Genomic DNA, 23,936 nt, shown 5'->3' on the forward strand with positions numbered 1-23,936 from the left:
ACATGGGCAAGGTGTATCTGATCGGAGCAGGGCCGGGCGCGGCCGACCTCATCACGGTGCGCGGCGCGCGGCTGCTCGAGCAGGCGGACGTCGTGCTGCACGACGCGCTCGTCGAGCCCGCGATGCTCGACTACGCGCCGAATGCGCGCCGGATCGCGGTCGGCAAGCGCTGCGGGCAGCGCTCGACCGCGCAGCACTTCATCAACAAGCAGATCGTCGATGCGGCGCGCGAGTACGCGTGCGTGGTGCGGTTGAAGGGCGGCGACCCGATGCTGTTCGGTCGCGCCGAAGAGGAAATGCGCGTGCTCGAAGCGGCCGGCATCGACTACGAGGTCGTGCCGGGCATCACCGCGGCGCTGGCCGGCGCCGCGACGCTGAAGCGTTCGCTGACGTTGCGCGGCGTGTCGCGCAGCGTCGCGTTCGCGACGCACAGCCGCGCACCCGGCAGCGACGAGATCCGCGAGGCCGCGCGCGCCGACTCGATCGTCTACTACATGGGCCGCGACAGCGCGCCCGGCATCGCGCAGGAACTGATCGACGCAGGCCGCGCGCCGGCCACCGCCGTGGCGATCGTCGAGGCGTGCAGCACCGCGCGCGAGCGCACGCTGACGCTGACGCTCGCGCAGATGGCGGCAGGCGACGCACAGGCGTGGCTCGATCCCGCGGAGCCGAGCCTGCTGATGATCGGCGACGCGTTCGCCGAGCGCGCCGGGCAGGCGAAAGCGGGCGATACGCTGCGGAATGCGGCCTGAGCGGGCGCCTGCCGGCGTCCGAAACGAAAAAAGCGCTGGCGGAAGCCGGCGCTTTTTCTTTGTGGGCCGCGATCGCGTGGCTTACGCGTCGTCGCCGAGCTGGTCGATGCAGTAGCGTGCAATCGCGTCGAGCACGCCGTCGTCTTCGCCGACGGCCGTCGCGCAGCGGATCTCGACGCCCGGATGCGCGGCGCGGCATGCGTCGACGAGTTGCGGCAGGTCGCGGCGGACATGGCCGCCCTGGCCGAAGAACACGGGCACCACGGTGATGCGCGCGCAGCCGGCCGCGACCTGCGCTGCGACGGCGTCAGCGAGCGACGGCGTCATCAGTTCGAGGAACGCGAGCGACACGTGGGCCGCAGGGGAGCCGGCGCCGCGCAGCCGCGAGGCGAGCCGCTCGAACGGCTCGGCCCAGCGCGGGTCACGGGCGCCGTGGCCGAACAGGACGATGCCGTGCGAATGCATGTCGAAGCCTCCGTCGTGACGCGGCGCTCAGTGCCGGTCGACCCACTTGAGTGCAAACAGGCCGAGCGCGAGATAGATCAGGCCCGGGGTCGCCGCGGTGAGCGGCGCGGGCCACGTGTTCAGCGTACCGATGTGCGAGAACAGCGTATTGAGGAGCTGGAAGCTCATGCCGAGCATGATGCCGCCGAACACCTTCACGCCGACCACGCCCGCACGCGTATGCAGGTACGCGAACGGCAGCGACAGCACGAGCATCACGAACACCGCGAACGGATACAGCAGCTTGCGCCACAGCGCGATGTCGTAGCGCTGCGTGTCCTGCTGGTTCTCGCGCAAGTGCTGGATGTAGCGGAACAGGTTGATGATCGACATGCGTTCCGGCGACACGAGCAGCACCGACAGGATCTGCGGCGTCAGGTCCGAACGCAGCCGGTATTCGGGCAGCGACACCTGCTGCGACCGGTAGACGGGGTTCAGCGCGTCGGCCGGCTGGCCGCTGATCGGCTTGATCGGCGTCAGTTCGGTCTCGGTGACGCCCTTCAGCAGCCAGTGGCCGGGCGGCTCGTAGCGGCCCGTCTGCGCGATGCGCACGTTGCGCAGCTGGAATTTCGAATCGAATTCGTAGATGCGCACGTTGCTGATCGTCGAGTCGGGCGACAGGCTGCCGACGTTCACGAAACGCGTGACCTGCTCGCCGTTTTCGCGCGCCGCGAGCGTGTCCTTCACCCACACGCCCGACTGGAAGTTCGACGACACCGACGCGCCGAGCGCCTGCAGCCGCACGCGTTCGGACAGCTGGTCGGCGTACGGGCCGACAAATTCGCCGATCAGATAGGTGACGATCACGAGCGGCACGCCGATCTTCAGCAGCGAGCGCAGCGCCTGGTTGGTCGCGAGGCCCGATACGCGAAAGATCGTGAATTCCGAGTTCGCGGCCATTTGCGCGAACACGTAGATCGCGCTGATCAGCGCGGCGACCGGGATGATTTCGTAGAAGCGCGACGGCGTCTGCAGCGCCACGCGCAGTACCGCATAGCCGAACTTGTAGTTGCCGTGCCCGACCGAGTTCAGTTCGCTGATCAGGTCGAAGAAGAAGAACAGGCCCGAGAACGCGAACAGGATGAAGACGAACGTGACGTAGATCTGCCGCGCGAAGTATTTTTCATAGAGCCGCATCGATCATGCTCCCGAGCGGCCGAACAGCGCGCGTGTAAACAGCGGACGATTGCGCACGCGCAACCAGAAGATGAACGCGACGATCGCCGCGACGATCAGGTGCAGGCCCACGAGCCCGACGCCGAACGACATCTTGCCCTGCTCGATCTGCGACTGCACGACGTTCAGCAGGTTCGAGTACGTGAGGTAGATCAGCACGGCCATCACGAGGTTGATCGTGCGGCTGCGGCGCGGGTTCTGGTACGACAGCGGAATGCCGAGCACCATCAGGTTGATCGCGATCAGCGGCAGCCCCGCGCGCCACGCGAATTCCGCGAGGTTGTCCTTCGTCGGGTTGCGCAGCAGGTCGGGTGTCGGCGTGCTGTTGGTGGTCTGCACGTTGGTGACCGGCGTGCTCGTGATCTTCACGCCGTAGCGCTCGAACTCCATGATCTTGAAGTTCGGCTGGCCGGGCGTGCCGTCGTAGCGGCGGCCGTCTTCGAGCACGACAAAGCGGCTGCCGTCGCGCGTTTCGGTGTGCCCCGTCTGCGACACGACCACGTTGACCTTGCCGTTCTCGGTCGAGGTCACGAACACGTTCTGCACCTTGCTCTGGTCCGGCGTCATCTTCTCGATGAAGAACACGCGGTGGTTCGACGCCGACTCGCGGAACTGGCCCGGCGCGAGCAGCGAGATTTCGTCGCGCTGCTGGAAGCGTGCCTTGATCATCTTGCTTTGCTGGTTCGACCACGGCCAGCCGACGAACGCGAAGAACGCGATCAGCAGCACGATCGGCGTGGCGAACACGCCGATCGGCTTGATGAGGCGCGTGAGGCTCACGCCCGACGCGAGCCACACGACCATTTCGGAATCCCGGTACCACCGGGTCAGCACGAACAGGATCGACACGAACAGCGTGACGACGAGCATCACGGCGAGGTAGCCGATCACGGTGAGGCCGATCAGCACGAGGACGTCCCGCGGATCGATTTCACCGGACGCGGCATAGCCGACGATGCGGATCATCATCGTCGTGAGCATGATCGTGAGCAGCACCATGAACACGGCGCCAGCCGTATACGCAAGCTCGCGCTGGAGGGAGCGTTCGAAGATCATTCTTGATGAGAAGAGGGCGGGAGGCGGCGCACGCGTGGTGGAGCGCTCGCGCCGCCACGGGAAAAATAGCGGATAATTGCGGCTTTCATCCTTAGCCCAGATTTTATCCGAGGACAAGCGCGATGGACTTTAGCATAAAAGGCTGTGATTGGAGCAAAGGCGAGGCCAAGGGGTTCCTGACCGGGAAGTCCGACTGCATCGTGCTCGGCATTTTCGAGGCGCAAACCCTCTCGGGCGCGGCGCTCGACATCGACACGGCCACCAAGGGGCTGATTTCGCGCGTGGTGAAGGCCGGCGACATGGACGGCAAGCGCGGCAAGACGCTGTTCCTGCACGAAGTATCGGGCATCGGCGCGTCGCGCGTGCTGCTCGTCGGCCTCGGCAAGCAGGATGCTTTCAATCAGAAAGCCTACAACGATGCGGTGACGGCCGCCTGGCGCGCGCTGCTGGCGACCAAGGTCGTCCAGGTCACGTTCACGCTCGCGCAGCTGCCGGTCGACGAGCGCAGCTCCGACTGGGGCGTGCGCGCGGCGATTCTCGCGCTCCGCAACGAGACCTACCGCTTCACGCAGATGAAGAGCAAGCCGGAACCGGCGTCGCACACGCTCAAGCGCGTCGTGTTCAGCGTCGATCCGTCCGACGACAAGGCCGCGAAGGTCGCGGTCAAGCAGGCCGTCGCGCTCGCGAACGGGATGGATCTCACCCGCGACCTCGGCAACCTGCCGGGCAACGTCTGCACGCCGACCTACCTCGGCAACACCGCGAAGAAGATCGCGAAGGATTGGGGCCTGAAGGCGGAAGTGCTCGGGCTCAAGCAGATCCAGGCGCTGAAGATGGGCTCGTTCCTGTCGGTCGCGCGCGCGTCGGTCGAGCCGCCGCAGTTCATCGTGCTGCACTACCAGGGCGCCGCCGCGAAGGCCGCGCCGGTCGTGCTGGTCGGCAAGGGCATTACGTTCGACACCGGCGGCATCTCGCTGAAGCCGGGCGAAGGCATGGACGAGATGAAGTACGACATGTGCGGCGCCGGTTCCGTGCTCGGCACGATCCGGGCGGTCGCCGAAATGGGCCTGAAGATCAACGTCGTCGCGATCGTGCCGACCTGCGAGAACATGCCGGGCGGCAATGCGACGAAGCCGGGCGACATCGTTACCAGCATGAAGGGCCTGACGATCGAGGTGCTGAACACCGACGCCGAAGGCCGTCTGATCCTGTGCGACGCGCTCACGTACGCCGAGCGCTTCAAGCCGGCCGCGGTGATCGACGTGGCGACGCTGACGGGCGCGTGCGTGATCGCGCTGGGCGGCCACAACAGCGGCCTGTTCTCGACGAACGACGCGCTCGCGGGCGAACTGCTCGACGCGTCGCGCGAGGCGAACGACCCGGCCTGGCGCATGCCGCTCGACGACGAGTACCAGGATCAGTTGAAGTCGAATTTCGCGGATCTCGCGAACATCGGCGGGCGCCCGGCCGGCGCCGTGACGGCCGCGTGCTTCCTGTCGCGCTTCACCGACAGCTATCCGTGGGCCCACCTCGACATCGCGGGCACCGCATGGAAGGGTGGTGCCGCGAAGGGCGCGACGGGCCGTCCGGTGCCGCTGCTCGCGCAGTTCCTGATCGACCGCGCCGGCCAGTGATGGCGGTGTCGACGACGCTGCGGGTGCGCGGGCAATGACGCGGATCGATTTCCACTCGAACGTCGGCGATTCGCTCGCGTACGCGTGCCGGCTGCTGCGCAAGGCCTACCAGGCCGGGCAGCCCGTCGTCGTGCTCGCCGAGCCCGCGCGCCTGCGCGCGCTCGACGAGCGGCTCTGGACGTTCTCGCCGCTCGATTTCATCCCGCATTGCGGTGTCGACAGCGAGCATGCCGCCGACACGCCGATCGTGCTGGCCGCGGATCTCGATCGTGCACCGCATCATCATGTGCTGCTGAACCTCGGCGCGGCCGTGCCCGCGCAGTTCGCCCGCTTCGAGCGCCTGCTCGAAGTGGTCGGCAATGCGCCGGACGAGTTGGCCGCGGGCCGCGACCGCTACCGGTTCTACCGCGACCGCGGCTACGCGCTGAACAACTACAAGCAGGGCAGCTAGCCGCAACCGCCGGCGCAGTGGAGTGTTCCCGTGACAGAAGCCGATTCATCCTCGATCCCGACACTGACCGACGTGCTGGTGCCGGGCAAGCCGGTGCCGGCGCGCGCGCCTGCGCCCCACACGCCGCAGTCGCCGGCCGGCGCGGCGATTCCAGTGCTCACCGACGTGATCGCACCGCCGCATGCCGCGACCGCGGCGCCGGGCGATTCGATGCAAAGCGGGTTCGAACCCGATTCCGTCGTGGTCGAGCCCGTGCCGACGCCGTACGTGCCGGCCGTCGAAGTGCCGGGCGACGTCGCAACGGCTGCCGCGGCGTCGACGGGCGAGACCGATGCGCCGGCAGAACCGGGTGCAGCGGAGCATGTGGTCGCCGAAGATTCGGCGGCGATGCGTGCGCCGCTGCGCTCGTCGCTGGCCGGCGACGATGGGCGGCAGCACGCGTTCGCCGAGATCGCGCACGAGGCGGCCGCGCATCCGCATGAAGCGCACGTGTCGGCGGCCCTCGTTCCGGCAGCCGTGCCGCCGCAGCCGGACGCACCGGCGGCAGCCGGGCTGACGCCGGAAGATGCGCAGCACGTCGCCGAGCGTCTGCGCAATCGACTGACGAATTATCTGACCGGGGAAGGGCGCGACGCGATCGAGGCTCGCTGCCGCGACGCGCTGCACGAACATTCGGCCTGGCTGGTCGGCCAGATCACGCGTGAGGTGGCGCTGGCGCTCGAAACCGAGGTCATGGATTGGGTTCGCGACGCGGTCGACGAAGAGATTGCACGCCGCCGAGCCGGTCATTCCGGTTGAGCGTGCGGTCGTTCCGATGAAAAACGGGGCGCGGTTCTAACAAGGACCGGCGAAGTGCCGGTTGGCCAGGGTCAAGGTTGCCTGTCGGCGGAAACCGGCACGGCGGTAGCGACTCTTTCCGTCCGCCCGGGGGCACTCGCCTCAGCGTACCGACAGCACCCATTGCGCGAGCGTGTGCGCTTCGGCGTTCGTCAATTGCGTATTGGCGGGCATCGGCACGCTGCCCCATACGCCGACGCTGCCTTTCACGATCGATTGGGCAAGGTAGTCGACGGCGTCGACGCGCGCCGCATACTTGCCGGCGATGTCGTGGAACGACGGGCCCATCAGCGGCTTGCCGATCGCGTGGCAGGCCATGCAGTTCTTGCGCTGCGCGAGCGCGAGCCCGTCGGCGTGGTCGGCGCGCGCCGCCGCCGCGCTGCCGATCAGCAGCGCGGCGAGCAGGACGCGCAATATCGTGTGTTTCATGCGGTTCTCCGCCGGCGGGGACGGCCGGCTTCATGGTCCGCGCATTATAAAAGCAAAGGGAACGCACGTTTTGCGCGTTCCCCCGGCGGCCATGTTTGCCGGTGGCGCATGATTCGGCGCGCCCGCGTCAACCCGTGACGGCGCCCTGGTTCGCGGGCCGCGCGAGCGCCGCGAATTTCGCGAGCACGCCGCGCGTGTAGCGCGGCGCCGGCGGTTGCCAGGCGGCGCGACGGCGCGCGAGTTCCGCGTCGTCGACGTTCAACTGCAGCAGCAGCCGGTGCGCGTCGATCGTGATCGAGTCGCCTTCCTGCACGAGTGCGATCGTGCCGCCGACGAACGCTTCGGGCGCGACGTGGCCGACCACCATGCCCCAGGTGCCGCCCGAGAAGCGGCCGTCCGTGATGAAGCCGACCGATTCGCCGAGTCCCTTGCCGATGATCGCGGACGTCGGCGCGAGCATTTCCGGCATGCCGGGGCCGCCCTTCGGGCCGAGATAGCGCAGCACGAGGATGTCGCCTGCGCGGATCCGGTCGCCGAGAATCGCGTCCATCGCGCTCTGCTCGTCGTCGAACACGCGTGCGGGGCCCGTGATCACCGGGTTCTTCAGGCCGGTGATCTTCGCGACCGCGCCGTCTTCCGCGAGATTGCCCTTCAGAATGGCCAGGTGGCCCTCCTTGTACAGCGCGCGGTCGATCGGGAAGATCACGTCCTGGTCCGCGCGCGGCACACCCGGCACGTCCTTCAGCTCGTCGGCGATCTTGCGGCCGGTGATCGTCATGCAGTCGCCGTGCAGCAGCCCGGCGTCGAGCAGGATCTTCATCACCTGCGGAATCCCGCCGGCCCGATGCAGGTCGGTCGCGACGTACTTCCCCGACGGCTTCAGGTCGCAGATCACCGGCACACGCCGGCGGATGCGCTCGAAATCGTCGATCGTCCAGTCGACCTCGGCCGCGTGCGCGATCGCGAGATAGTGCAGCACCGCGTTCGTGGAGCCGCCGGTCGCCATGATCACCGACACCGCGTTCTCGATCGATTCCTTCGTGATGATGTCGCGCGGCTTCAGGTCGCGTTTCACGGCTTCGACCAGCACGCGCGCCGATTCGGCGGCCGAATCGACCTTCTCCTGGTCGGGGTTCGCCATCGTCGACGAATACAGCAGCGACATGCCGAGCGCCTCGAACGACGAACTCATCGTGTTCGCGGTATACATCCCGCCGCACGAGCCCGACGTCGGGCAGGCGTTCTGCTCGATCCCTTCGAAATCCTCCTGCGACATCCGCCCCGCGGTGAATTCGCCGACCGCCTCGAACGACGACACGATCGTCAGATCCCGGCCTTTCCAGTTGCCGGGGCGGATCGTGCCGCCGTACACGTAGATGCCCGGCACGTTCAGGCGCGCGAGCGCGATCATGCCGCCGGGCATGTTCTTGTCGCAGCCGCCGACCACCACCACGCCGTCCATCCACTGCCCCTGCACGCAGGTCTCGATGCAGTCGGCGATCACTTCGCGCGACACCAGCGAATACTTCATCCCTTCCGTGCCCATCGACATGCCGTCCGAAATCGTCGGCGTGCCGAAGATCTGCGGGTTCGCACCGGCCGCCTTCACGGCCGCCACCGCCGCGTCGGACAGGCGCTGCAGGCCGGAATTGCACGGCGTGATCGTCGAATGGCCGTTCGCGATGCCGATCATCGGATTGTCGAAATCGTCCTTCCGGTAGCCCAGTGCGTAATACATCGAGCGGTTCGGCGAACGGGCCACGCCTTGCGTGATGTGCTGCGAGCGGCGGTTGTAAGCCATGGGGGACTCCATCGTTGTCTGGGCGACGCCGGGAACGGCGCGCCGGTTCGGATCGTTCAAGAATGGCGTTTCCGGATTGGGATGTCCAATATATTATTTGTCGCTTATTAAGTCGTTTTCCGAATGAGAACTGCATGGCCGATCCGACGCCCGACCTGCGCCAATGGCGCTATTTCACGACCGTCGCAGACGAGCGCCATTTCGGCCGCGCGGCCGAGCGCCTGTCGATGACGCAGCCGCCGCTGTCGCAGGCGATCCGCGCGCTCGAGGACACGCTCGGCGTCGCGCTGTTCGTGCGCACCAAGCGTTCGGTGGCGCTGACGGCGGTCGGCGCGGCGCTGTTGCCCGACGTGCGCCGGCTGCTCGAGCTGGCCGATGCGTTGCCGCCGCTCGCGGGACGGCTCGCGCGCGGCGAGGCCGGCTCGCTGTCGCTGTCGTTCGTGTCGACCGCCGATTACGGGCTGCTGCCTGCGCTGCTGCGGGCGTTCGGCGCGCGCTATCCGCAGGTGCGGCTGCGGCTCACCGAGGCGACGAGCGACGTGCAGATCGACGATATCGTCGCCGGCCGCAGCGACGCGGGGCTCGTCATTCCGCCGGTGCCGCCGCGCCACGCGGCCGCGCTGTCGTACCTGCCCGTCGTGCGCGAACCGCTGGTGGTGGCGATGCCGGCGGCGGCGAGCGACGCGCCCGACGACGAGCCCGTTCATCTCGCCGAGGTCGCCGCGTTGCCGCTCGTGATTTTTCCGCGTCGTTTGGCGCCCGGCTTTTATGACATCATTACGGGCTGCTACGGCGCGGCGGGGGAAACTCCGCGCATCGGCCAGGAGGCGATCCAGATGCAGACGATCGTCAGCCTCGTGTCGGCCGGCATGGGCGTCGCACTGGTGCCGCAATCGCTGCGTAACCTGCGGCGCACCGGCGTGGTCTACCGGCCGCTCGCGGGTCATGCGCCGGTCGTCGAGACGGGCCTCGTGTGGCGCACCGGCGACGTGAGCCCCGTGCTGGCCGGCTTCATCGACATCGTGCGCGAGCAGGCGCTCGGCACGTGACGTGAACGATGCCGCGCCGGTGCCGTCCAACGCGCGGTGCGGCGCGTGTGCGACGGCCGTACCGCATTCGAAAACTTCTTCGCTAACCCATGATCATTCACCCGAATTTCGACCCCGTTGCGATCCATCTCGGGCCGCTGGCCGTGCGCTGGTACGGGCTCATGTATCTCGTCGGCTTCATCGCGGCGATCGTCGTCGGCCGGATCCGCCTGAAGCTGCCGCATGTGGCCGCGCAGGGCTGGACCGCGAAGGACATCGACGACATGATGTTCTACGGCGTGCTCGGCACCGTGCTCGGCGGCCGGCTCGGCTACGTGCTGTTCTACAAGGCCGATTTCTACTTCTCGCATCCGCTCGACGTGTTCAAGGTGTGGGAAGGCGGCATGTCGTTCCACGGCGGCTTTCTCGGCGTGACGCTCGCGATGGTGCTGTTCGCATGGCAGCGCAAGCGCCACTGGCTGCAGGTCACCGATTTCGTCGCACCGATGGTGCCGACGGGCCTCGCAGCCGGCCGACTCGGCAACTTCATCAACGGCGAGCTGTGGGGCCGCGTGACGGACCCGACGGCACCGTGGGCGATGCTGTTCCCGGGCGCGATGCGCGACGATGCGGCGTGGCTGCCGAAGCATCCGGAACTCGTCGAGAAGTGGCATCTCGCCGACGTGTTCATGCAATACCAGATGCTGCCGCGCCATCCTTCGCAGCTCTATGAAATCGCGCTCGAGGGCATCGTGCTGTTCTTCGCGCTGTTCTTCTTCGCGCGCAAGTCACGGCCGATGGGCGCCGTGTCCGCGCTGTTCCTGATCGGCTACGGTCTCGCGCGCTTCACGGTCGAATTCGCACGCGAGCCCGACGACTTCCTCGGCCTGCTCGCGCTCGGTCTGTCGATGGGGCAGTGGCTGTCGCTGCCGATGATCCTCGCGGGTGTCGCGCTGATGGTCTGGGCGTATCGCCGCCGCACGGCGAACGCCGCTGCATGATGCGATGCCGATGCACGCGCGATCGGCGCGTGCATCGGCAACCTGCAGTCGATAAAAAAACGCCGGCCCTCGGGCCGGCGTTTTCATTTCGGACTGCTGCGGGACGTGCGTTACTTCATCTGCACGGAGCCGTTGACGGTGACCGACACGGTGGCCTTGCCGCCTTCGACCGCGATCGGTGCGCTCATCTTGGCGCTGTCCATCGGCGCCGCGGCCATCGCCATCATGCGCGTGTACGGCTGCACGTTGCGGCCGCTGCCGACGTTCACGTCGCGGATCGTGTAGCTGCTGTAACCGAATGCCTTCGCGGCTTCGTCGGCGCGGGCGCGGAACGACTTGATCGCTTCGGTCGTGAGCTTTTGTTCGGCCGCACGCTGGGCTTCGGGCGACAGCGAGAACTCGACGTTCGCGACCTGCATCAGATTCGACAGCTGGCCTGCGAGCTTCGACGCCGCGGCGAAATCGCGCGATTCGAGCGCAACCTCGGTGCGGCCGCGCCATGCGGAGATCTTGCCGTCGCGATCGGTGCTCGGATAGACGGAGAACGCGCCCGTGTGCGCGGTGACGCCCGATACGCCCTTCGCCTGCGACAGCGCGGCATCGGCGCGCTGGTTCAGCTGTGCGGTGAGGCTGCCCGGATCCTTGGCTTGCTGTTCGTAGAACAGCGTGATGTGGATGATGTCCTGCGGCACGTCGGCGCTGGCTTGCGACGACAGCGACAGCACGCCCGCCGGCTCCGGAAAGTGCGGATTCGCGGCCTGCGCGTGCGCGGCGGGCGACGCGAGCGTCAGCGCGACGGGCACGGCGGCGGCAAGGGCGAGCGACAGCGCGAGTGCGGATTTCTTGGTCATTGTTGGACTCCTTGTGCGAGGGCGTGCACGCGGATCGCGCGTACACGACGCGGGCGACCCGCGCGACGAAAAGAACGACAGCCGGCCCGATCGGCCGACAGCGGTTGCTTAGGCCGCGCGAATGGGCCGCGAGTTCCACGGCGATGGGGCGTACTGACCAGATTTGACCTTTGGGGCGCGCCTACTTCATCAGCTTTTCGGTGATGAATCGCCATTCGGCGCGCGTGACCGGCGTGATCGACAGCCGGTTGCCGCGTGCGAGCACGCGCATGTCGGCGAGCTCGTCGTGTTCGCGCAGCGCGGCGAGCGGCACGAGCGGCGATTTTTTCACGTAGCGCACGTCGACGAGCAGCCAGCGCGGCGCTTCGCGGGTCGACTTCGGATCGTAATAGGGGCTTTTCGGATCGAACTGCGTGGGATCGGGGTAGGGCGTCGACGACACTTCGGCGAGGCCCGCGATGCCCGGCTCGGGGCAACTCGAGTGATAGAACAGCACGCCGTCGCCGATCTTCATCGTGTCGCGCATGAAATTGCGCGCCTGATAGTTGCGCACGCCGGTCCACGGCAGCGAGCGCTGCGGTGCGTTGGCGAGATCATCGATGCTTGCTTCGTCCGGTTCGGACTTCATCAGCCAGTATTGCATGGATCGTGATCGACGCAGAAAGAGGCTGCTACAAAAGAAAACGGCACCGGGCTCCGCCCGATGCCGTTGGATAGGCCCCCGCCTTGGCCGCTAGGCCGGCATCCTGAACCTGAGGTTCAGAATTGGTCGCAGTTAGCAGCACTTCGGGTACATCAGACAGAGTGACGCGCGCGCCCGTGCTACAAATTTCCGCAACCGTGCACATGGCATTGGTTCAAGGAATATATGACCTTGGCGAACCAGGCAGGGAAGCTGACTGAACTGTGATTCGATGCGCCAATTTGACCACCGTTGATCGCCGAGATCAAGGGGAATCGACGCATCGACTGAAACGTTACTGGGTTTCGTGCTGTGCGAGCACCGCGCCGAGCTGTTCGTTCATCTGGTGCATTGTACGACGGATTTCCTCCGCCGGAAATGCTTCACCGTGCCGCACGCTCGTTTGCAGGCGCAGCAATTCGGACGCGAGCGACAGCGCCGCCATCACGGCGATGCGATCGGTGCCGCGCACCGAGCTGTTCGAGCGGATTTTCGACATTTCGGCGTCGACACGCGCGACCGCTTCGAGCAGCGCCGCTTCGGTCTCGGCCGAGCAGGCGAGCCGATAGGCCTGACCGAGAATCGAGACTTCGATCTGCTTGGTGCTCATGCATGTTCTCCGTGGCTGGCCGCGTCATCGCCATCCGCACCCGCCTGCGCATCCAGCAGGTCGAGCTGGTTGTCGGCCTGCTCCGCGCTTTTCGAGCGCGGCAGTTTTTCGAGGATCGCGTTCAGTTTCACCTGGGCGTCGTCGATCTTCGCCGACAGCGTGTCGCGCTCGGCCGCGAGCGCATTGCGCTCGTCGCGCAGTTGCTCGAGTTCCGCGCGGACGGCGTCCGCTTCCGCGCGCATTTGCGCGACCTGCTCCTCGAGCGCGAGCCGTTCCGAGTGATAGCGCTTGTTCAGCGAAATCAGACGGCCAATATTTTGAGATAGGGTTTCGAGTTCGTTGAGCATTTGCTGCGTCCTCTAAAGACCCAGCATTTTAGCGCGGAATAACGCGCAATCCGACATCTGTAACGTTTCCAGTCGTAACACCCCGGCTTCTTGCCGCGAATCGGCGCTTGCCGTGCGTGTCCGGACGCTTCCTTGACGCTCGCGCGACCCGCTCCTAAACTGGCGCCGCCTCGGTGCTCGCGCGTGCAACGCGCGGTTAAACGGGAAGCAGGGTGTGGGCGCCGGACGCCCGCCAACCTGCGCTGCCCCCGCAACGGTAAGCGGCCGCGTCCGGTGACGCAGGCCGGCTCGGGCGCGTTTCGCGTACAGGTGTCGTGCGCGCGACGCGGGCCACTGCGCGTCATCGCGCGGGAAGGCGAGCCGGACCGCCGCCAGCCCGGATACCGGCCGAGACGGGGAGCCCGCACGGGCTTCATGACGCGCGGCCCGCGGGGAGGCGGGGCGCGCCACGCTTCACGGAATCTTCTTCGATGCTGACCCCAATCGTCCGCGCGACGTTCACGTCACGACCGGCCGGCCGCCGCAAGCGCGCGCGCCGCACGTCGTGGGCGGCGGCGTGCGCGGCATGAGCGCCGCACGCGCCGCCGCGATCTGGGCCGCGCTGGCCGCCGCGGTCGCGCTGCTGTTCGTCGCGTCGCTGTCGATCGGCAGCGTACCGATGTCGCCGTGGCAGGCGCTCGCGTCGCTCGTGCCGCATGGCGGCGACGCGCTGTTCGCCGACATCGTCCGCACGCTGCGCCTGCCGCGCGCGCTCGCGGGCTTTGCATGCGGCGCGTTGCTCGCGCTGGCCGGCGCGCTGCTGCAGGTGCTGTTGCGCAATCCGCTCGCGGAGCCGTACGTGCTCGGCGTGTCGGGCGGCGCGGCGGGCTTCGCGCTCGTCGCGATGATCGCGGGCGGCGCATGGTGGCTCGTCGACGCATCGGCGTTCGCCGGCTCGCTCGTGTCGGTCGCGCTCGTGCTCGGCCTCGCGCGCCGCGAGCTGGGGCGCGGCGACGCGCGCGACGCATCGCCGCGGCTGCTGCTCACGGGCGTCGTGATCGCGGCAGGGTGGGGCGCGCTCGTCACGCTGCTGCTGTCGCTCGCGCCCGATGCACGGCTGCGCGGAATCATCTTCTGGCTGACGGGCGACCTGAACGGCGTGAGCGCGCCGTGGTTCGCGTGGGGCGCGCTGTTGCTGGCCGCTTGCGTCGCGCTGCCGGCCGCGCCGCAACTGAACGTGCTGCTGCGCGGCGACGCGACCGCGCTCGCGCTCGGCGTGCCCGTTGCGCGGCTGCGCGTGCGGATCTATCTCGTCGCGTCGCTGGCCGCCGCGGCCGCGGTGACGACGGCCGGCACGATCGGCTTCGTCGGCCTCGTCGTGCCGCACGCGCTGCGGCTCGCGTTCGGCAACGACCAGCGGATGCTGCTGCCGGCTGCGATGCTCGCGGGCGGCGGCGGCGTGATGGCGGCCGACCTGCTCGCCCGCACCGCGATCGCGCCCGCGCAACTGCCGGTCGGCGTGATGACCGCGTTGATCGGCGTGCCGGTGTTCCTGTGGATGTTGTTGAGGAGACCGATGCGATGACGCGCGCCGCACTGCCTGCCGCTGCCGGCGGCCCGACGAGTTACGCGGCCGTCGACCTGACGCTGAAGGCCGGCGCGCGCACGCTGCTCGACGGCTTCAACGGGGCGTTTCGTCCCGGCGAGATCTGGTGCGTCGCGGGGCCGAACGGCGCGGGCAAGACGACGCTGCTTGCGACCCTGGCGGGGCTGCAGCCGCCGGCCGGCGGACAGGTCGAGATCGACGGCCGGCCGCTGGCCGCATGGCCGCCCGCGCAGCTTGCGCAGCGCCGCGCGCTGATGCCGCAGCAACTGCACGACGCCTTCAGCGCGACCGTGTTCGACACGGTGCTGCTCAACCGCTTTCCGTATCTCGGCGGCTGGGGCTGGGAGCGCGACGGCGACCGCGCGGCCGCCCGCGACGCGCTGGCGGCGTTCGACCTGAGCGCGCTCGCGTCGCGCGACGTGCTGTCGCTGTCCGGCGGCGAGCGGCAGCGCGTCGCGCTGGCTGCGACGCTGTGCCAGGACGCGCCGTTGATGCTGCTCGACGAGCCGCTCGCGCATCTCGACCTGCATCACCAGATCGGTTGCCTGACCGCGCTGGCCGCGTGGCTCGACACGGGCCCGCGCGCGGTGCTGTTCTCATGCCATGATCTGAATCTCGCGCGGCGCTTCGCGACGCATGCGTTGTTGCTCGACGGCCGCGGCCACGCGTGGGCCGGCCCGGTGCACGACGTGCTGACGCCCGAGCGCGCGAGCGATGCGTTCGGCTATCCGCTCGTGCTGATCCGCGAGAACGGCCGCGATGCGCTGCTGCCGGCGTGGCCCGAGCGACAATGACGTTTCCTTTTTCGATGCGCGGCGCCTGCCGCGCCAACGACCCGGCTTCTCGATGACGACCCCGACCCCTTTCCCGCCCGCGATCGCGCCGCTCGACGACGCGTTGCGCAAGCGCCTGCAGCACGTGATCGACCACAAGACCAAGCCCCCCGGCAGCCTCGGCCATCTCGAGGCGATCGCGCTGCAGATCGGCCTGATCCAGCACACCGAGCGGCCGGTCGTGCAGCGTCCGGTGATGATCGTGTTCGCGGGCGATCACGGGATTGCCGCCGAGGGCGTGAGTCCCTATCCGCAAGCGGTGACCGCGCAGATGGTCGCGAACTTCCTCGCGGGCGGCGCGGCGATCAACGCGTTCTCGGGTGTCGCGCAGTGCACGCTCGAGATCGTCGATGCGGGCGTTGCGTCGCCGTTGCCGCTGTCCGACCGGCTGGTGTCGCTGCCGGTCGCGCGCGGCACGCGCAACTTCGCGATGGAGCCGGCGATGACGCGCGACAACGCGATGACGGCGCTCGCCGCCGGCGCGGCGCGCGTGCGCCTGCATGCGTCGCTCGGCACGAACGTGATCGGCTTCGGCGAGATGGGGATCGCGAACACGTCGTCGGCCGCGTGCCTGATGAGCCGCCTGCTGAGCGTGCCGATCGACGCCTGCGTCGGGCGCGGCACGGGCCTCGACGATCAGGGCCTCGCGCACAAGCGCGCGGTGCTCGGCCGCGCGCTCGTCAAGCACTCGCACGCGATCGCGCCGCTCGACGTGCTCGCGACGTTCGGCGGCTTCGAGATCGCGATGATGACGGGCGCGTATCTCGCGGCCGCGAGCGCGCGGATGACGATCCTCGTCGACGGCTTCATCGCGACCGCCGCGCTGCTCGTCGCCGAGCGCATCGCGCCCGGCGTGCGCGATTACTGCGTGTTCTCGCATACGTCGCACGAGGCCGGCCACCGGCGCATGCTCGAACATTTCGGCGCGAAGCCGCTGCTCGCGCTCGACCTGCGGCTCGGCGAAGGCACCGGCGCGGCACTCGCGCTGCCTCTCGTGCGCGCGGCGGCCGCGTTCCTCACGGAAATGGCGAGCTTCGAATCCGCCGGCGTCGACAATCGTGACGCCTGATCGCGCGCGCGGTGTGAAGGCCGAACTGCGCTACTTCTTCGTCGCGCTCGGCTACTTCACGCGCGTGCCCGTGCCGCGCTCGATCGGCTATGCGGCAGGCGATCTCGACCAGGCCGCACGCTATTTCCCGCTCGTCGGCGCATGGGTCGGCGCATGGGGCGCGCTCGTCTATCTCGTCGCGCTGCGCGCGTTGCCGCCGTCGATCGCGGTCGGCTTGTCGATGGCCGCCACGCTGCTCGCAACGGGCGCCTTTCACGAGGACGGCCTGGCCGACAGTTGCGATGCGTTCGGCGGCGGCTATACGCGCGACGACGTGCTGCGCATCATGCACGACTCGCGGATCGGCACGTTCGGCGCGGTCGCGCTCGTGATCTCGCTTGGACTGAAGTGGCAGGCGCTTGCGTCGATGCTGCCGCTGCGCGCCGCATGGACGATGATCGCCGCGCACGCGGCGAGCCGCGCGGCGGCGGTGAGCCTGCTGATGACGCTCGACTACGTGCGGCCGGAAGGCAAGGCGAAACCGGTCGCGCAGCGACTGGGCGCACGCGCGGCGTGCGTCGCGGCGCTCTTCGGCTTGCCGTGGCTGTTCTGGCCCGACTGGCGCATGGGTGTCGTCGCATGTGTCGCGCTCGTGCTCGTGCGCGCGTGGGCCGCCCGCTATTTCGTGAAGCGGATCGGCGGTTATACGGGCGATTGTCTCGGCTTCGCGCAGCAACTGTGCGAACTGGCGATTTATCTCGTGGTGCTCGGATGGACGTCGTCCTGATCCGTCATCCGGCCGTCGGCGTCGAGCCGGGCATCTGCTATGGACGCAGCGACGTGCCGCTCGCCGCCTCGGCCGGCGCCGGCGCGCAGGCCGTGCGCGAGCGCCTGTCGGCCTGCCGCGCACCGCTGCCCGAACAGGTCTGGACGAGCCCGCTGACACGCTGCGCGTCGGTGGCCGAACGGCTCGCGCACGCATGCGACGTGCCGCTGCGGTGCGATGCGGGCTGGCAGGAAATGGATTTCGGCGCGTGGGAACTGCAACGCTGGGACGATATCGGCCGCGCGGCGCTCGACGCGTGGGCGGCCGACCTGATGCATGCGTGCGCGCATGGCGGCGAAAGCGTGGCGCGGTTCGCCGCGCGGATCGCGCGGCAGGCCGATGCGGTGGCGCGGTTCGGCCGCCCGCAATGGGCGGTCACGCACGCGGGCGTGATCCGCGCGTTTGCATCGCATGTCCTGCGCGTGCCGCTCGATACGCTGTTGTCGCGGCCCGTGCCGACCGGCGGTATCGTCTGGCTGCGCGCGGATGGCGACACGCGAACGTGGGACGTCGTGCACTGGGACGAATAGGCGCAACGGCGCGAGCATGCGAACGACGCTGCGTGTAGCAGCTCTCGCGTCGTGCACTGGGCGCAGCATGCACCGGCGCGCGACGAACGCGCAAGCAGCCGGACATCAGCGCGCCTGCCGCCGGGTCCGTGCGGTATCGAGGTCTTCGCACAGCGCGGCCGCGCCCTGTGCGATCCGCGGCGACGGCCGCGTCAGCAGATCGCCGTCGATCGCGAACAGGTTGTTGCGCGCGACGGCCGTCAGCGCGGGCCAAGCGCGCCAGCGCGCGAGGCTCGGCAGCGGTTCGTTCGAACGGGTCGCACCGGCGCTCGTCGTCACGATCGCTTCCGGATTCGCCGCTAGCACGGCCTCGTCGGTGACGGTCGGCACGAGCGGCTTGAGCGACGCGAAGACGTTGCGGCCGCCGCACAGCTCGATCACCTCGTTGATCAGGTGCGCGCCATTGAGCGTCATCAACGGCCGGTCCCATACCTGGAAGAACATCGTCACGGGCGCTTTCGCCGCGTAACGCGTGCGCAGCGCCGCGATGTCGCGCGCATAGGCGGCCGCGGCCGCATCGGCAGCCGCTTGCGTGCCGAGCAGCGTGCCCAGCCGGCGCAGCGACGACGACACGTCGTCGAGATGCTTCGGCTCGCTGAAGAACAGTGGAATGTGCAGCGCGCGCAGCGCGTCGGTCTGCCGCTCGGCGTTGCCGTGCCGCCAGACGACGATCAGGTCGGGCTTCAGCGCGGCGATCCGCTCGAGGTCGAGCGCCTTGTTGTCGCCGACGCGCGGTATGGCCTGCGCGGCGGGCGGATAGTCGCTGTACGTGACGGTGCCGACGAGCTTCGCGCCGCCGCCGGCCGCGTAGACCAGTTCGGTCGCGTGTGGCGCGAGGCTGATCACGCGTTGCGCGGGCGCCGCCAGCGTGACGGTATTGCCGGTGTCGTCGCGCGCCGCGACATCGGCGTGGGCGAGCGGTGCGTGAGCGAGAGCGGTCAGCATCGCGACCGGCGCGAGCCGGCGAATCATGCGCGCAGTCATGCGGATTCCCGTCGCAGCAGCGGCACGCAGTGTGCGAGCGCGTCGCCCAGGCGCTGCCATTCGGCTTCGCTGCCCGGCAGGCCGACACGGATGCTCGACGGCGTCGGGAAGTGCCGCGTCCAGATGCCGCGTGCCGCGAGCGCCGCATGCAGCGCCGCGGCGCGCGGATCGTCGGTCCAGCTGAAGAGCGGTGTCGCGCGAACCGCGAAGCCGTGCGCGCGCAGCAGCGCGGCCAGCCGTTCGCCGTCGGCCGCGAGCCGTTCGCGCGCGGCGGCCTGCCATGCGCGATCCGCGAATGCGGCGGCGACCGCGTGGCGGGCGGGGCCGCCGACCGTCCACGCACCGAGCATGTCGCGCAGCGCGACGATCGGGTCGGGGCAGGCGAGCACGAAGCCGGCGCGGATGCCGGCGAGCCCGAAGAACTTGCCGACCGAACGCAGCACGACGAGGCCGGGGAGGTCGACCCGCGGTGCGAGCGATGGCGTCGCGCCCGTATCGGCGAACGCCTCGTCGACGATCAGCGTGCCGCCGCGCGCCGCCAGTTGCGCATGCCAGCCGAGCAGGCGCCCGGTCGGTACGCACTCGGCGGTCGGATTGTTCGGATTCCCGACGATGACGTGGCGCAACGCGGTAGGCAGCGTATCCATGCCGATGTCGAGCGCGACGACGCGATGGCCGTGGCGCGCGAAGGCCGGCGCGTATTCGCCGTACGCGAGCGCGGCGACGCCGGCGTCGCCGGGCGGCAGCAACGCGGGCAACGCGCGGATCGCGGCCTGGCTGCCGGCCACCGGCAGCACGTGCGCGGGGTCGGGTGCCTGGTAGTACTGCGCGGCGCCGGCTGCGAGGCCGTCGCCGTCGTCGGGCAGGCGGCGCCATGCGTCGGCCGGGACGGGCGGGACCGGGTAGCCGACCGGATTGATGCCGGTCGACAGGTCGAGCCACGCGTCGTACGGAATGCCGTGGCGGCGGGCGGCTTCGTGCAGGTTGCCGCCGTGCGCGATGCGGGTATCAGACATGATGGGTGGCCATGACGAGTGCGCCGCTCGCGACCAGCAGCGCGAGCCACAGGGCCAGCGTGCGCGTGACGAGCGACAGCGCGGCGACGATGTGGACGGCGCTTGCCGCCGCGCCGGTGCCGAGCGCCGGTCGATCCTCGATTTCGCCGTGATAGACGGCCGGGCCGCCGAGCTGCACGTTCAGGCTGCCGGCGCCGGCAGCCATCACCGGGCCTGCGTTCGGGCTGTCCCAGTGGCGTGCCTGCGTGCGCCAGCAGCGCCATGCGGCGGCCGTGTCGCCGAGCAGCGCGTAGCTCGCGGCCGTGAGGCGCGCGGGAATCCAGTTCAGCGCGTCGTCGAGGCGCGCGGCGGCCCAGCCGAAGGTCAGGAAGCGCGGCGTGCGGTAGCCCCACATCGCGTCGAGCGTGTTCGCGAGCCGGAACAGCAGCGCGCCGGGGCCGCCCGCGATGACGAACCAGAACAGCGCGCCGAAGATCGCGTCGTTGCCGTTCTCGAGTGCCGATTCGACAGCCGCGCGCGACAGCGCGCCTTCGTCCGCATCGCTCGTGTCGCGCGACACGATCCGCGCGGTCAGCGCGCGGGCGGCGCCGAGATCATGCCGCAGCAACGCGGCCGCGATCGGCGCGACGTGGTCGGCGAGGCTTTTCGCGCCGAGCGCGAACCACAGCAGCGCGATGTGCAGCGCGGCCGCGAGCGGCCACGGCAGCGCGGCCGCGAGCCATGCGGCGACGCCGACCGGCGGCACGACCGCCGCGATCCACGCGGCGACGCCGACCACGCGGCCGCGCCGGCCGGTGTTCAGTGCGCCTTCGATGCGTGCGGCCATGCGGCCGAACGCGACGAGCGGATGCCAGCCGGCAGGTTCGCCGATCGCGCGGTCGACGATCGCGGCCGCGACCGCGAACATCGCGACGACGGGCAGCGACAGCATCAGCATGACGGCGCTCCCGGCTTCAGGTCGAGCGGCAGCCCGGCGACGAGCAGCGTCACGTGCGTCGCGAGCGCGGCGACGCGCTGGTTCAGGCGCCCGAGTTCGTCGACGTAGCGGCGGGTGGCCGACCCGAGCGGCACGACGCCGAGCCCGATCTCGTTGCTGACGACGATGACCTTCGCGCGCGCGCCGCGCAACGCGTGTTCGAGCCGGTCGGCCTGTGCGGCGTATTGCGCGTCGTCGAGCGGTTCGCCGTCGGCCGGGCACAGCAGGTTCGTGAGCCACAGCGTCAGGCAGTCGACGAGCAGGCACGCCTGCGGATCGTCGAGCCGTGCGAGCGTGCCGGCGAGGTCGACGGGGGCGTCGGCGAACCCCCAGTCGGCCGGCCGGCGCGCGCGATGGTGCGCGATGCGTCGCGCGAATTCGTCGTCGGCGGCGGTCGCGGTTGCGATGTAGGTGACGGGGCGGCCGCTGTCGGCGGCGAGCCGCTCGGCGTGCGCGCTCTTGCCCGAGCGCGCGCCGCCGAGGACGAAGGTGAGGTCGTGCGGAATCATCGCGTGATTGTAACGGCGCGGGCATCGCGGCGCGGGGGATAATGCGGCCTTTGCTTGGCGACGATCCTGACACGATGAATGCACCCGACCCGCGGCTTCGCGGCACGCTGATGATCCAGGGCACGACGTCCGATGCGGGCAAGAGCACGCTGGTCGCGGGCCTGTGCCGGCTCGCGCGCCGCGCCGGCGCGCGCGTTGCGCCGTTCAAGCCGCAGAACATGGCGCTCAACAGCGCGGTGACGGCAGACGGCGGCGAGATCGGCCGCGCGCAGGCACTGCAGGCGCTCGCAGCGGGCGTCGCGCCGCATACGGATTTCAACCCCGTGCTGCTGAAGCCGACGAGCGATCGCGGCGCGCAGGTGATCATTCACGGCAAGGCGCGCATGAATCTCGACGCGCGCGCATATCACGACTACAAGCCGGTCGCGTTCGACGCGGTGCTCGAGTCGTACGCGCGCCTGCGCGCCGGTTACGACACGGTGATCGTCGAGGGCGCCGGCAGCCCGGCCGAAATCAACCTGCGCGACGGCGATATCGCGAACATGGGTTTTGCCGAGCGCGTCGACTGCCCGGTCGTGCTGGTGGCCGACATCGACCGCGGCGGCGTGTTCGCGCACCTGGTCGGCACGCTCGCGTGCCTGTCGGACAGCGAGCGCGCGCGCGTGCGCGGCTTCGTGATCAACCGCTTCCGCGGCGACATTAGGCTGCTCGAACCGGGGCTCGACTGGCTGCGCGCGCAGACGGGCAAGCCGGTGTTCGGCGTGCTGCCGTACCTGCACGGCCTGCTGCTCGACGCCGAGGACATGCTGCCCGCGCAGGCGCGCAGCGCGGCCGCACGCGGCGACGCCGGCGTGCTGCGCGTCGTCGTGCCGGCGCTACCGCGCATCAGCAACCACACCGATTTCGATCCGCTGCGCGCGCATCCGCAGGTCGAATTCACGTACTGGAAGAGCGGCCCGGTGCCGGATGCCGACCTGCTGATCCTGCCCGGCTCGAAGAGCGTGCAGCGCGACCTCGCATGGCTGCGCGACGCGGGCTGGGACACGCTGATCCGTCGCCATCTGCGCTACGGCGGCAAGGTGATCGGCATCTGCGGCGGGATGCAGATGCTCGGCCGCACGCTCGACGACCCGCTCGGCCTCGAAGGGGCGCCCGGCAGCGTGCCGGCGCTCGGCCTGCTCGATTTCGACACGACGCTGCAGCCCGACAAGACGCTGAAGAACGTGACCGGGCAGCTCGCGCTGCCGGGCGGGGCCGCGGTGCGCGGCTACGAGATCCACATGGGCGACACGCGCGGGCCCGCGCTCGCGTCGCCCGCGCTGACGTTGGCCGCCGATGCCGCGCAGGGCGGCACCCGCCCCGACGGCGCGGTGTCTGCCGATGACCAGATCCTCGCGACCTACGTGCATGGGCTGTTCGACGCGCCCGACGCGTGCACCGCACTGCTCGCATGGGCCGGCCTCGACGGCGCACAACGCATCGACTACCCGGCACTGCGCGAGGCATCGCTCGAACGGCTGGCCGACACGTTCGCGAGCCATCTCGACCTCGACGCGCTGTCCGCCGAGTTTCGTTGACCGGTTGCCGGGCCGTCCTCGCTTTTTCCGCCGAATCGCGTACAACACAGGAGGGCGGAGGTCCGTCCGGAGGAGTACGACGATGAAGGCTCGATGGTGGTGGAGCGTGCTGCTCGCGGCGCTGCTGGGCGCGTCGGCGATCGCGCACGCGTGCGATTCGTACGCGCCCGGCGGCGGCCAGTCCGGTTCGGGCGACGCCGCGCAAGGCAAGAGCGGCTACTGACGATCGAGGGGCATGATCGGTCATGCCCCTTTTTTACGCTCCAATTCATTCCTTTCAGGAATCAGTGAAAGCGAATCGACGCGTTTATCGGCCGAATCGATTCGAATAGAGTGCAGTCCATTCAATCCACTCATTCGAAGGAATTCGCCATGAACCCCAATCGCTACAATGATTTCGCCGCCACGCTGCTGCGCGTCGCACTCGGCGTGCTGTACCTCGCGCACGTCGCGCAGAAGGTGTTCGTCTTCACGCTGCCCGGCACCGCGCAGTTCTTCGCGTCGATCGGCCTGCCGGGCTGGCTCGCGTACCTGACGACGTTCGTCGAGCTGGCCGGCGGGCTGGCGCTGCTCGCGGGCTTCCGGGTGCGCGTCGCCGCGCTCGTGCTGCTGCCGTTCATGCTTGGCGCGACCGCCACGCATCTGCCGAACGGCTGGAGCTTCGCGTCGCCGCACGGCGGTTGGGAATATCCGGCGTTCTGGGCCGTCACGCTCGCGGTGCAGGCGCTGCTGGGCGGCGGGGCGTTCGCGCTCGGCGCACGGGAGGCGGCGGTTCGGCGTGCCTGACCAACCGTCGAGCGCGTCGGCACGGCGCAACCCGTTCCGGTGACCCCCCGTTTGCCGATATCATCGCT

At 69.2% G+C, this 23,936-nt stretch carries 27 protein-coding genes, 1 other RNA gene and 1 riboswitch; of the genes, 14 read left to right on the forward strand and 14 right to left on the reverse strand.

Annotation, left to right across the window (positions count from 1 at the left end):
- Nucleotides 1-2: 2 nt before the first annotated feature.
- On the forward strand, nucleotides 3-752 hold the full coding sequence (gene cobA, locus HWX08_RS15045; protein ID WP_174920577.1) for a uroporphyrinogen-III C-methyltransferase: 750 nt from the start codon (nucleotides 3-5) through the stop codon (nucleotides 750-752).
- Between the two features lie 81 nt (nucleotides 753-833).
- Here the strand turns inward: cobA and HWX08_RS15050 are convergent, their stop codons facing one another.
- The 3 genes from HWX08_RS15050 to lptF are packed head-to-tail and all read right to left on the reverse strand — an operon-like array spanning nucleotide 834 to nucleotide 3,488.
- A complete protein-coding gene (locus HWX08_RS15050) occupies nucleotides 834-1,217 on the reverse strand; it encodes a sirohydrochlorin chelatase (RefSeq protein WP_174920576.1) in 384 nt (127 codons plus the stop codon).
- 27 nt (nucleotides 1,218-1,244) lie between these two features.
- Nucleotides 1,245-2,393, reverse strand: coding sequence for an LPS export ABC transporter permease LptG (gene lptG, locus HWX08_RS15055; RefSeq protein ID WP_069257350.1), 1,149 nt, complete (start codon nucleotides 2,391-2,393; stop codon nucleotides 1,245-1,247).
- Between the two features lie 3 nt (nucleotides 2,394-2,396).
- Nucleotides 2,397-3,488 carry an LPS export ABC transporter permease LptF gene (gene lptF / locus HWX08_RS15060; protein WP_069257349.1) on the reverse strand — a complete coding sequence of 364 codons (1,092 nt, stop codon included), beginning with the start codon at nucleotides 3,486-3,488 and terminating at the stop codon, nucleotides 2,397-2,399.
- Nucleotides 3,489-3,610: 122 nt separating this feature from the next.
- On the opposite strand from lptF, the gene HWX08_RS15065 reads away from it, so the two are divergent.
- The 3 genes from HWX08_RS15065 to HWX08_RS15075 are packed head-to-tail and all read left to right on the forward strand — an operon-like array spanning nucleotide 3,611 to nucleotide 6,371.
- Nucleotides 3,611-5,122, forward strand: a complete 1,512-nt coding sequence (locus tag HWX08_RS15065) for a leucyl aminopeptidase (protein ID WP_069257348.1) — start codon at nucleotides 3,611-3,613, stop codon at nucleotides 5,120-5,122.
- A gap of 34 nt (nucleotides 5,123-5,156) precedes the next feature.
- Nucleotides 5,157-5,573, forward strand: coding sequence for a DNA polymerase III subunit chi (locus tag HWX08_RS15070; protein ID WP_069257347.1), 417 nt, complete (start codon nucleotides 5,157-5,159; stop codon nucleotides 5,571-5,573).
- A 30-nt stretch (nucleotides 5,574-5,603) separates the two neighbouring features.
- Nucleotides 5,604-6,371, forward strand: a complete 768-nt coding sequence (locus tag HWX08_RS15075; RefSeq protein ID WP_069257346.1) for a DUF2486 family protein — start codon at nucleotides 5,604-5,606, stop codon at nucleotides 6,369-6,371.
- 141 nt (nucleotides 6,372-6,512) lie between these two features.
- Here the strand turns inward: HWX08_RS15075 and HWX08_RS15080 are convergent, their stop codons facing one another.
- Nucleotides 6,513-6,839, reverse strand: a complete 327-nt coding sequence (locus HWX08_RS15080) for a c-type cytochrome (protein WP_174920575.1) — start codon at nucleotides 6,837-6,839, stop codon at nucleotides 6,513-6,515.
- 127 nt (nucleotides 6,840-6,966) lie between these two features.
- Entirely contained in the window at nucleotides 6,967-8,640 is a 1,674-nt protein-coding gene (gene ilvD, locus HWX08_RS15085) for a dihydroxy-acid dehydratase (RefSeq protein ID WP_069257344.1), read from the reverse strand.
- Nucleotides 8,641-8,774: 134 nt separating this feature from the next.
- On the opposite strand from ilvD, the gene HWX08_RS15090 reads away from it, so the two are divergent.
- A complete protein-coding gene (locus tag HWX08_RS15090; RefSeq protein ID WP_069257343.1) occupies nucleotides 8,775-9,689 on the forward strand; it encodes a LysR family transcriptional regulator in 915 nt (304 codons plus the stop codon).
- 89 nt (nucleotides 9,690-9,778) lie between these two features.
- Complete coding sequence (gene lgt / locus HWX08_RS15095; RefSeq protein WP_069257342.1) at nucleotides 9,779-10,669, forward strand: prolipoprotein diacylglyceryl transferase; 891 nt, start codon at nucleotides 9,779-9,781, stop codon at nucleotides 10,667-10,669.
- 110 nt (nucleotides 10,670-10,779) lie between these two features.
- On the opposite strand, the gene HWX08_RS15100 is transcribed toward lgt, so the two are convergent.
- The 5 genes from HWX08_RS15100 to HWX08_RS15120 form a co-directional block, all read right to left on the reverse strand.
- Nucleotides 10,780-11,520 (reverse strand): SIMPL domain-containing protein, encoded by a 741-nt coding sequence (locus HWX08_RS15100; protein ID WP_069257341.1) that lies wholly within the window; start codon nucleotides 11,518-11,520, stop codon nucleotides 10,780-10,782.
- Nucleotides 11,521-11,701: 181 nt separating this feature from the next.
- On the reverse strand, nucleotides 11,702-12,163 hold the full coding sequence (locus HWX08_RS15105) for an EVE domain-containing protein (protein WP_021160795.1): 462 nt from the start codon (nucleotides 12,161-12,163) through the stop codon (nucleotides 11,702-11,704).
- Nucleotides 12,164-12,234: 71 nt separating this feature from the next.
- A non-coding RNA gene (gene ssrS / locus HWX08_RS15110) (6S RNA) lies at nucleotides 12,235-12,416 on the reverse strand.
- 81 nt (nucleotides 12,417-12,497) lie between these two features.
- Nucleotides 12,498-12,812, reverse strand: coding sequence for a cell division protein ZapA (locus HWX08_RS15115; protein ID WP_011352906.1), 315 nt, complete (start codon nucleotides 12,810-12,812; stop codon nucleotides 12,498-12,500).
- A complete protein-coding gene (locus HWX08_RS15120; RefSeq protein WP_069257339.1) occupies nucleotides 12,809-13,159 on the reverse strand; it encodes an ATPase in 351 nt (116 codons plus the stop codon). The genes HWX08_RS15115 and HWX08_RS15120 overlap by 4 nt, the downstream gene beginning before the upstream one ends.
- A 154-nt stretch (nucleotides 13,160-13,313) precedes the next feature.
- Nucleotides 13,314-13,565, forward strand: a riboswitch (cobalamin riboswitch).
- Between the two features lie 159 nt (nucleotides 13,566-13,724).
- Here HWX08_RS15120 and HWX08_RS15125 point away from each other — a divergent pair.
- The 5 genes from HWX08_RS15125 to cobC are packed head-to-tail and all read left to right on the forward strand — an operon-like array spanning nucleotide 13,725 to nucleotide 17,981.
- Nucleotides 13,725-14,723, forward strand: a complete 999-nt coding sequence (locus HWX08_RS15125) for a FecCD family ABC transporter permease (protein WP_174920574.1) — start codon at nucleotides 13,725-13,727, stop codon at nucleotides 14,721-14,723.
- Nucleotides 14,720-15,538, forward strand: a complete 819-nt coding sequence (locus HWX08_RS15130) for an ABC transporter ATP-binding protein (protein WP_174920573.1) — start codon at nucleotides 14,720-14,722, stop codon at nucleotides 15,536-15,538. The genes HWX08_RS15125 and HWX08_RS15130 overlap by 4 nt, the downstream gene beginning before the upstream one ends.
- Before the next feature lie 52 nt (nucleotides 15,539-15,590).
- Nucleotides 15,591-16,646: a nicotinate-nucleotide--dimethylbenzimidazole phosphoribosyltransferase gene (gene cobT / locus HWX08_RS15135; RefSeq protein WP_174920572.1), complete on the forward strand. Its 1,056-nt coding sequence runs from the start codon at nucleotides 15,591-15,593 to the stop codon at nucleotides 16,644-16,646.
- Nucleotides 16,636-17,412 carry an adenosylcobinamide-GDP ribazoletransferase gene (locus tag HWX08_RS15140; RefSeq protein ID WP_174920571.1) on the forward strand — a complete coding sequence of 259 codons (777 nt, stop codon included), beginning with the start codon at nucleotides 16,636-16,638 and terminating at the stop codon, nucleotides 17,410-17,412. Before cobT ends, HWX08_RS15140 begins: the two co-directional genes overlap by 11 nt.
- The gene (cobC, locus tag HWX08_RS15145; RefSeq protein WP_069257336.1) at nucleotides 17,397-17,981 is read left to right on the forward strand and encodes an alpha-ribazole phosphatase; all 585 of its coding nucleotides are present in this window, start codon (nucleotides 17,397-17,399) and stop codon (nucleotides 17,979-17,981) included. The genes HWX08_RS15140 and cobC overlap by 16 nt, the downstream gene beginning before the upstream one ends.
- 105 nt (nucleotides 17,982-18,086) lie before the next feature.
- Here the strand turns inward: cobC and HWX08_RS15150 are convergent, their stop codons facing one another.
- From HWX08_RS15150 to cobU, 4 genes are read right to left on the reverse strand one after another with little or no spacing between them, the layout of a single operon-like run.
- On the reverse strand, nucleotides 18,087-19,004 hold the full coding sequence (locus HWX08_RS15150; protein ID WP_174920570.1) for a cobalamin-binding protein: 918 nt from the start codon (nucleotides 19,002-19,004) through the stop codon (nucleotides 18,087-18,089).
- A complete protein-coding gene (cobD, locus tag HWX08_RS15155; protein ID WP_174920569.1) occupies nucleotides 19,001-20,020 on the reverse strand; it encodes a threonine-phosphate decarboxylase CobD in 1,020 nt (339 codons plus the stop codon). Before cobD ends, HWX08_RS15150 begins: the two co-directional genes overlap by 4 nt.
- On the reverse strand, nucleotides 20,013-20,957 hold the full coding sequence (cbiB, locus tag HWX08_RS15160) for an adenosylcobinamide-phosphate synthase CbiB (protein WP_174920568.1): 945 nt from the start codon (nucleotides 20,955-20,957) through the stop codon (nucleotides 20,013-20,015). The genes cobD and cbiB overlap by 8 nt, the downstream gene beginning before the upstream one ends.
- Entirely contained in the window at nucleotides 20,951-21,505 is a 555-nt protein-coding gene (gene cobU / locus HWX08_RS15165; protein WP_174920567.1) for a bifunctional adenosylcobinamide kinase/adenosylcobinamide-phosphate guanylyltransferase, read from the reverse strand. Before cobU ends, cbiB begins: the two co-directional genes overlap by 7 nt.
- A gap of 74 nt (nucleotides 21,506-21,579) precedes the next feature.
- Between cobU and HWX08_RS15170 the strand changes: the two genes are divergently transcribed.
- The 3 genes from HWX08_RS15170 to HWX08_RS15180 all read left to right on the forward strand — a co-directional run bounded on the left by HWX08_RS15170 (nucleotide 21,580) and on the right by HWX08_RS15180 (nucleotide 23,868).
- Nucleotides 21,580-23,082 carry a cobyric acid synthase gene (locus HWX08_RS15170; RefSeq protein WP_174920566.1) on the forward strand — a complete coding sequence of 501 codons (1,503 nt, stop codon included), beginning with the start codon at nucleotides 21,580-21,582 and terminating at the stop codon, nucleotides 23,080-23,082.
- 82 nt (nucleotides 23,083-23,164) lie between these two features.
- Nucleotides 23,165-23,305 (forward strand): hypothetical protein, encoded by a 141-nt coding sequence (locus HWX08_RS15175; RefSeq protein WP_174920565.1) that lies wholly within the window; start codon nucleotides 23,165-23,167, stop codon nucleotides 23,303-23,305.
- A 149-nt stretch (nucleotides 23,306-23,454) separates the two neighbouring features.
- A complete protein-coding gene (locus HWX08_RS15180) occupies nucleotides 23,455-23,868 on the forward strand; it encodes a DoxX family protein (protein WP_174920564.1) in 414 nt (137 codons plus the stop codon).
- The last annotated feature ends 68 nt before the right edge of the window (nucleotides 23,869-23,936 follow it).

The organism is Burkholderia metallica (assembly GCF_902832845.1).
GTDB classification, from domain to species: domain Bacteria; phylum Pseudomonadota; class Gammaproteobacteria; order Burkholderiales; family Burkholderiaceae; genus Burkholderia; species Burkholderia metallica.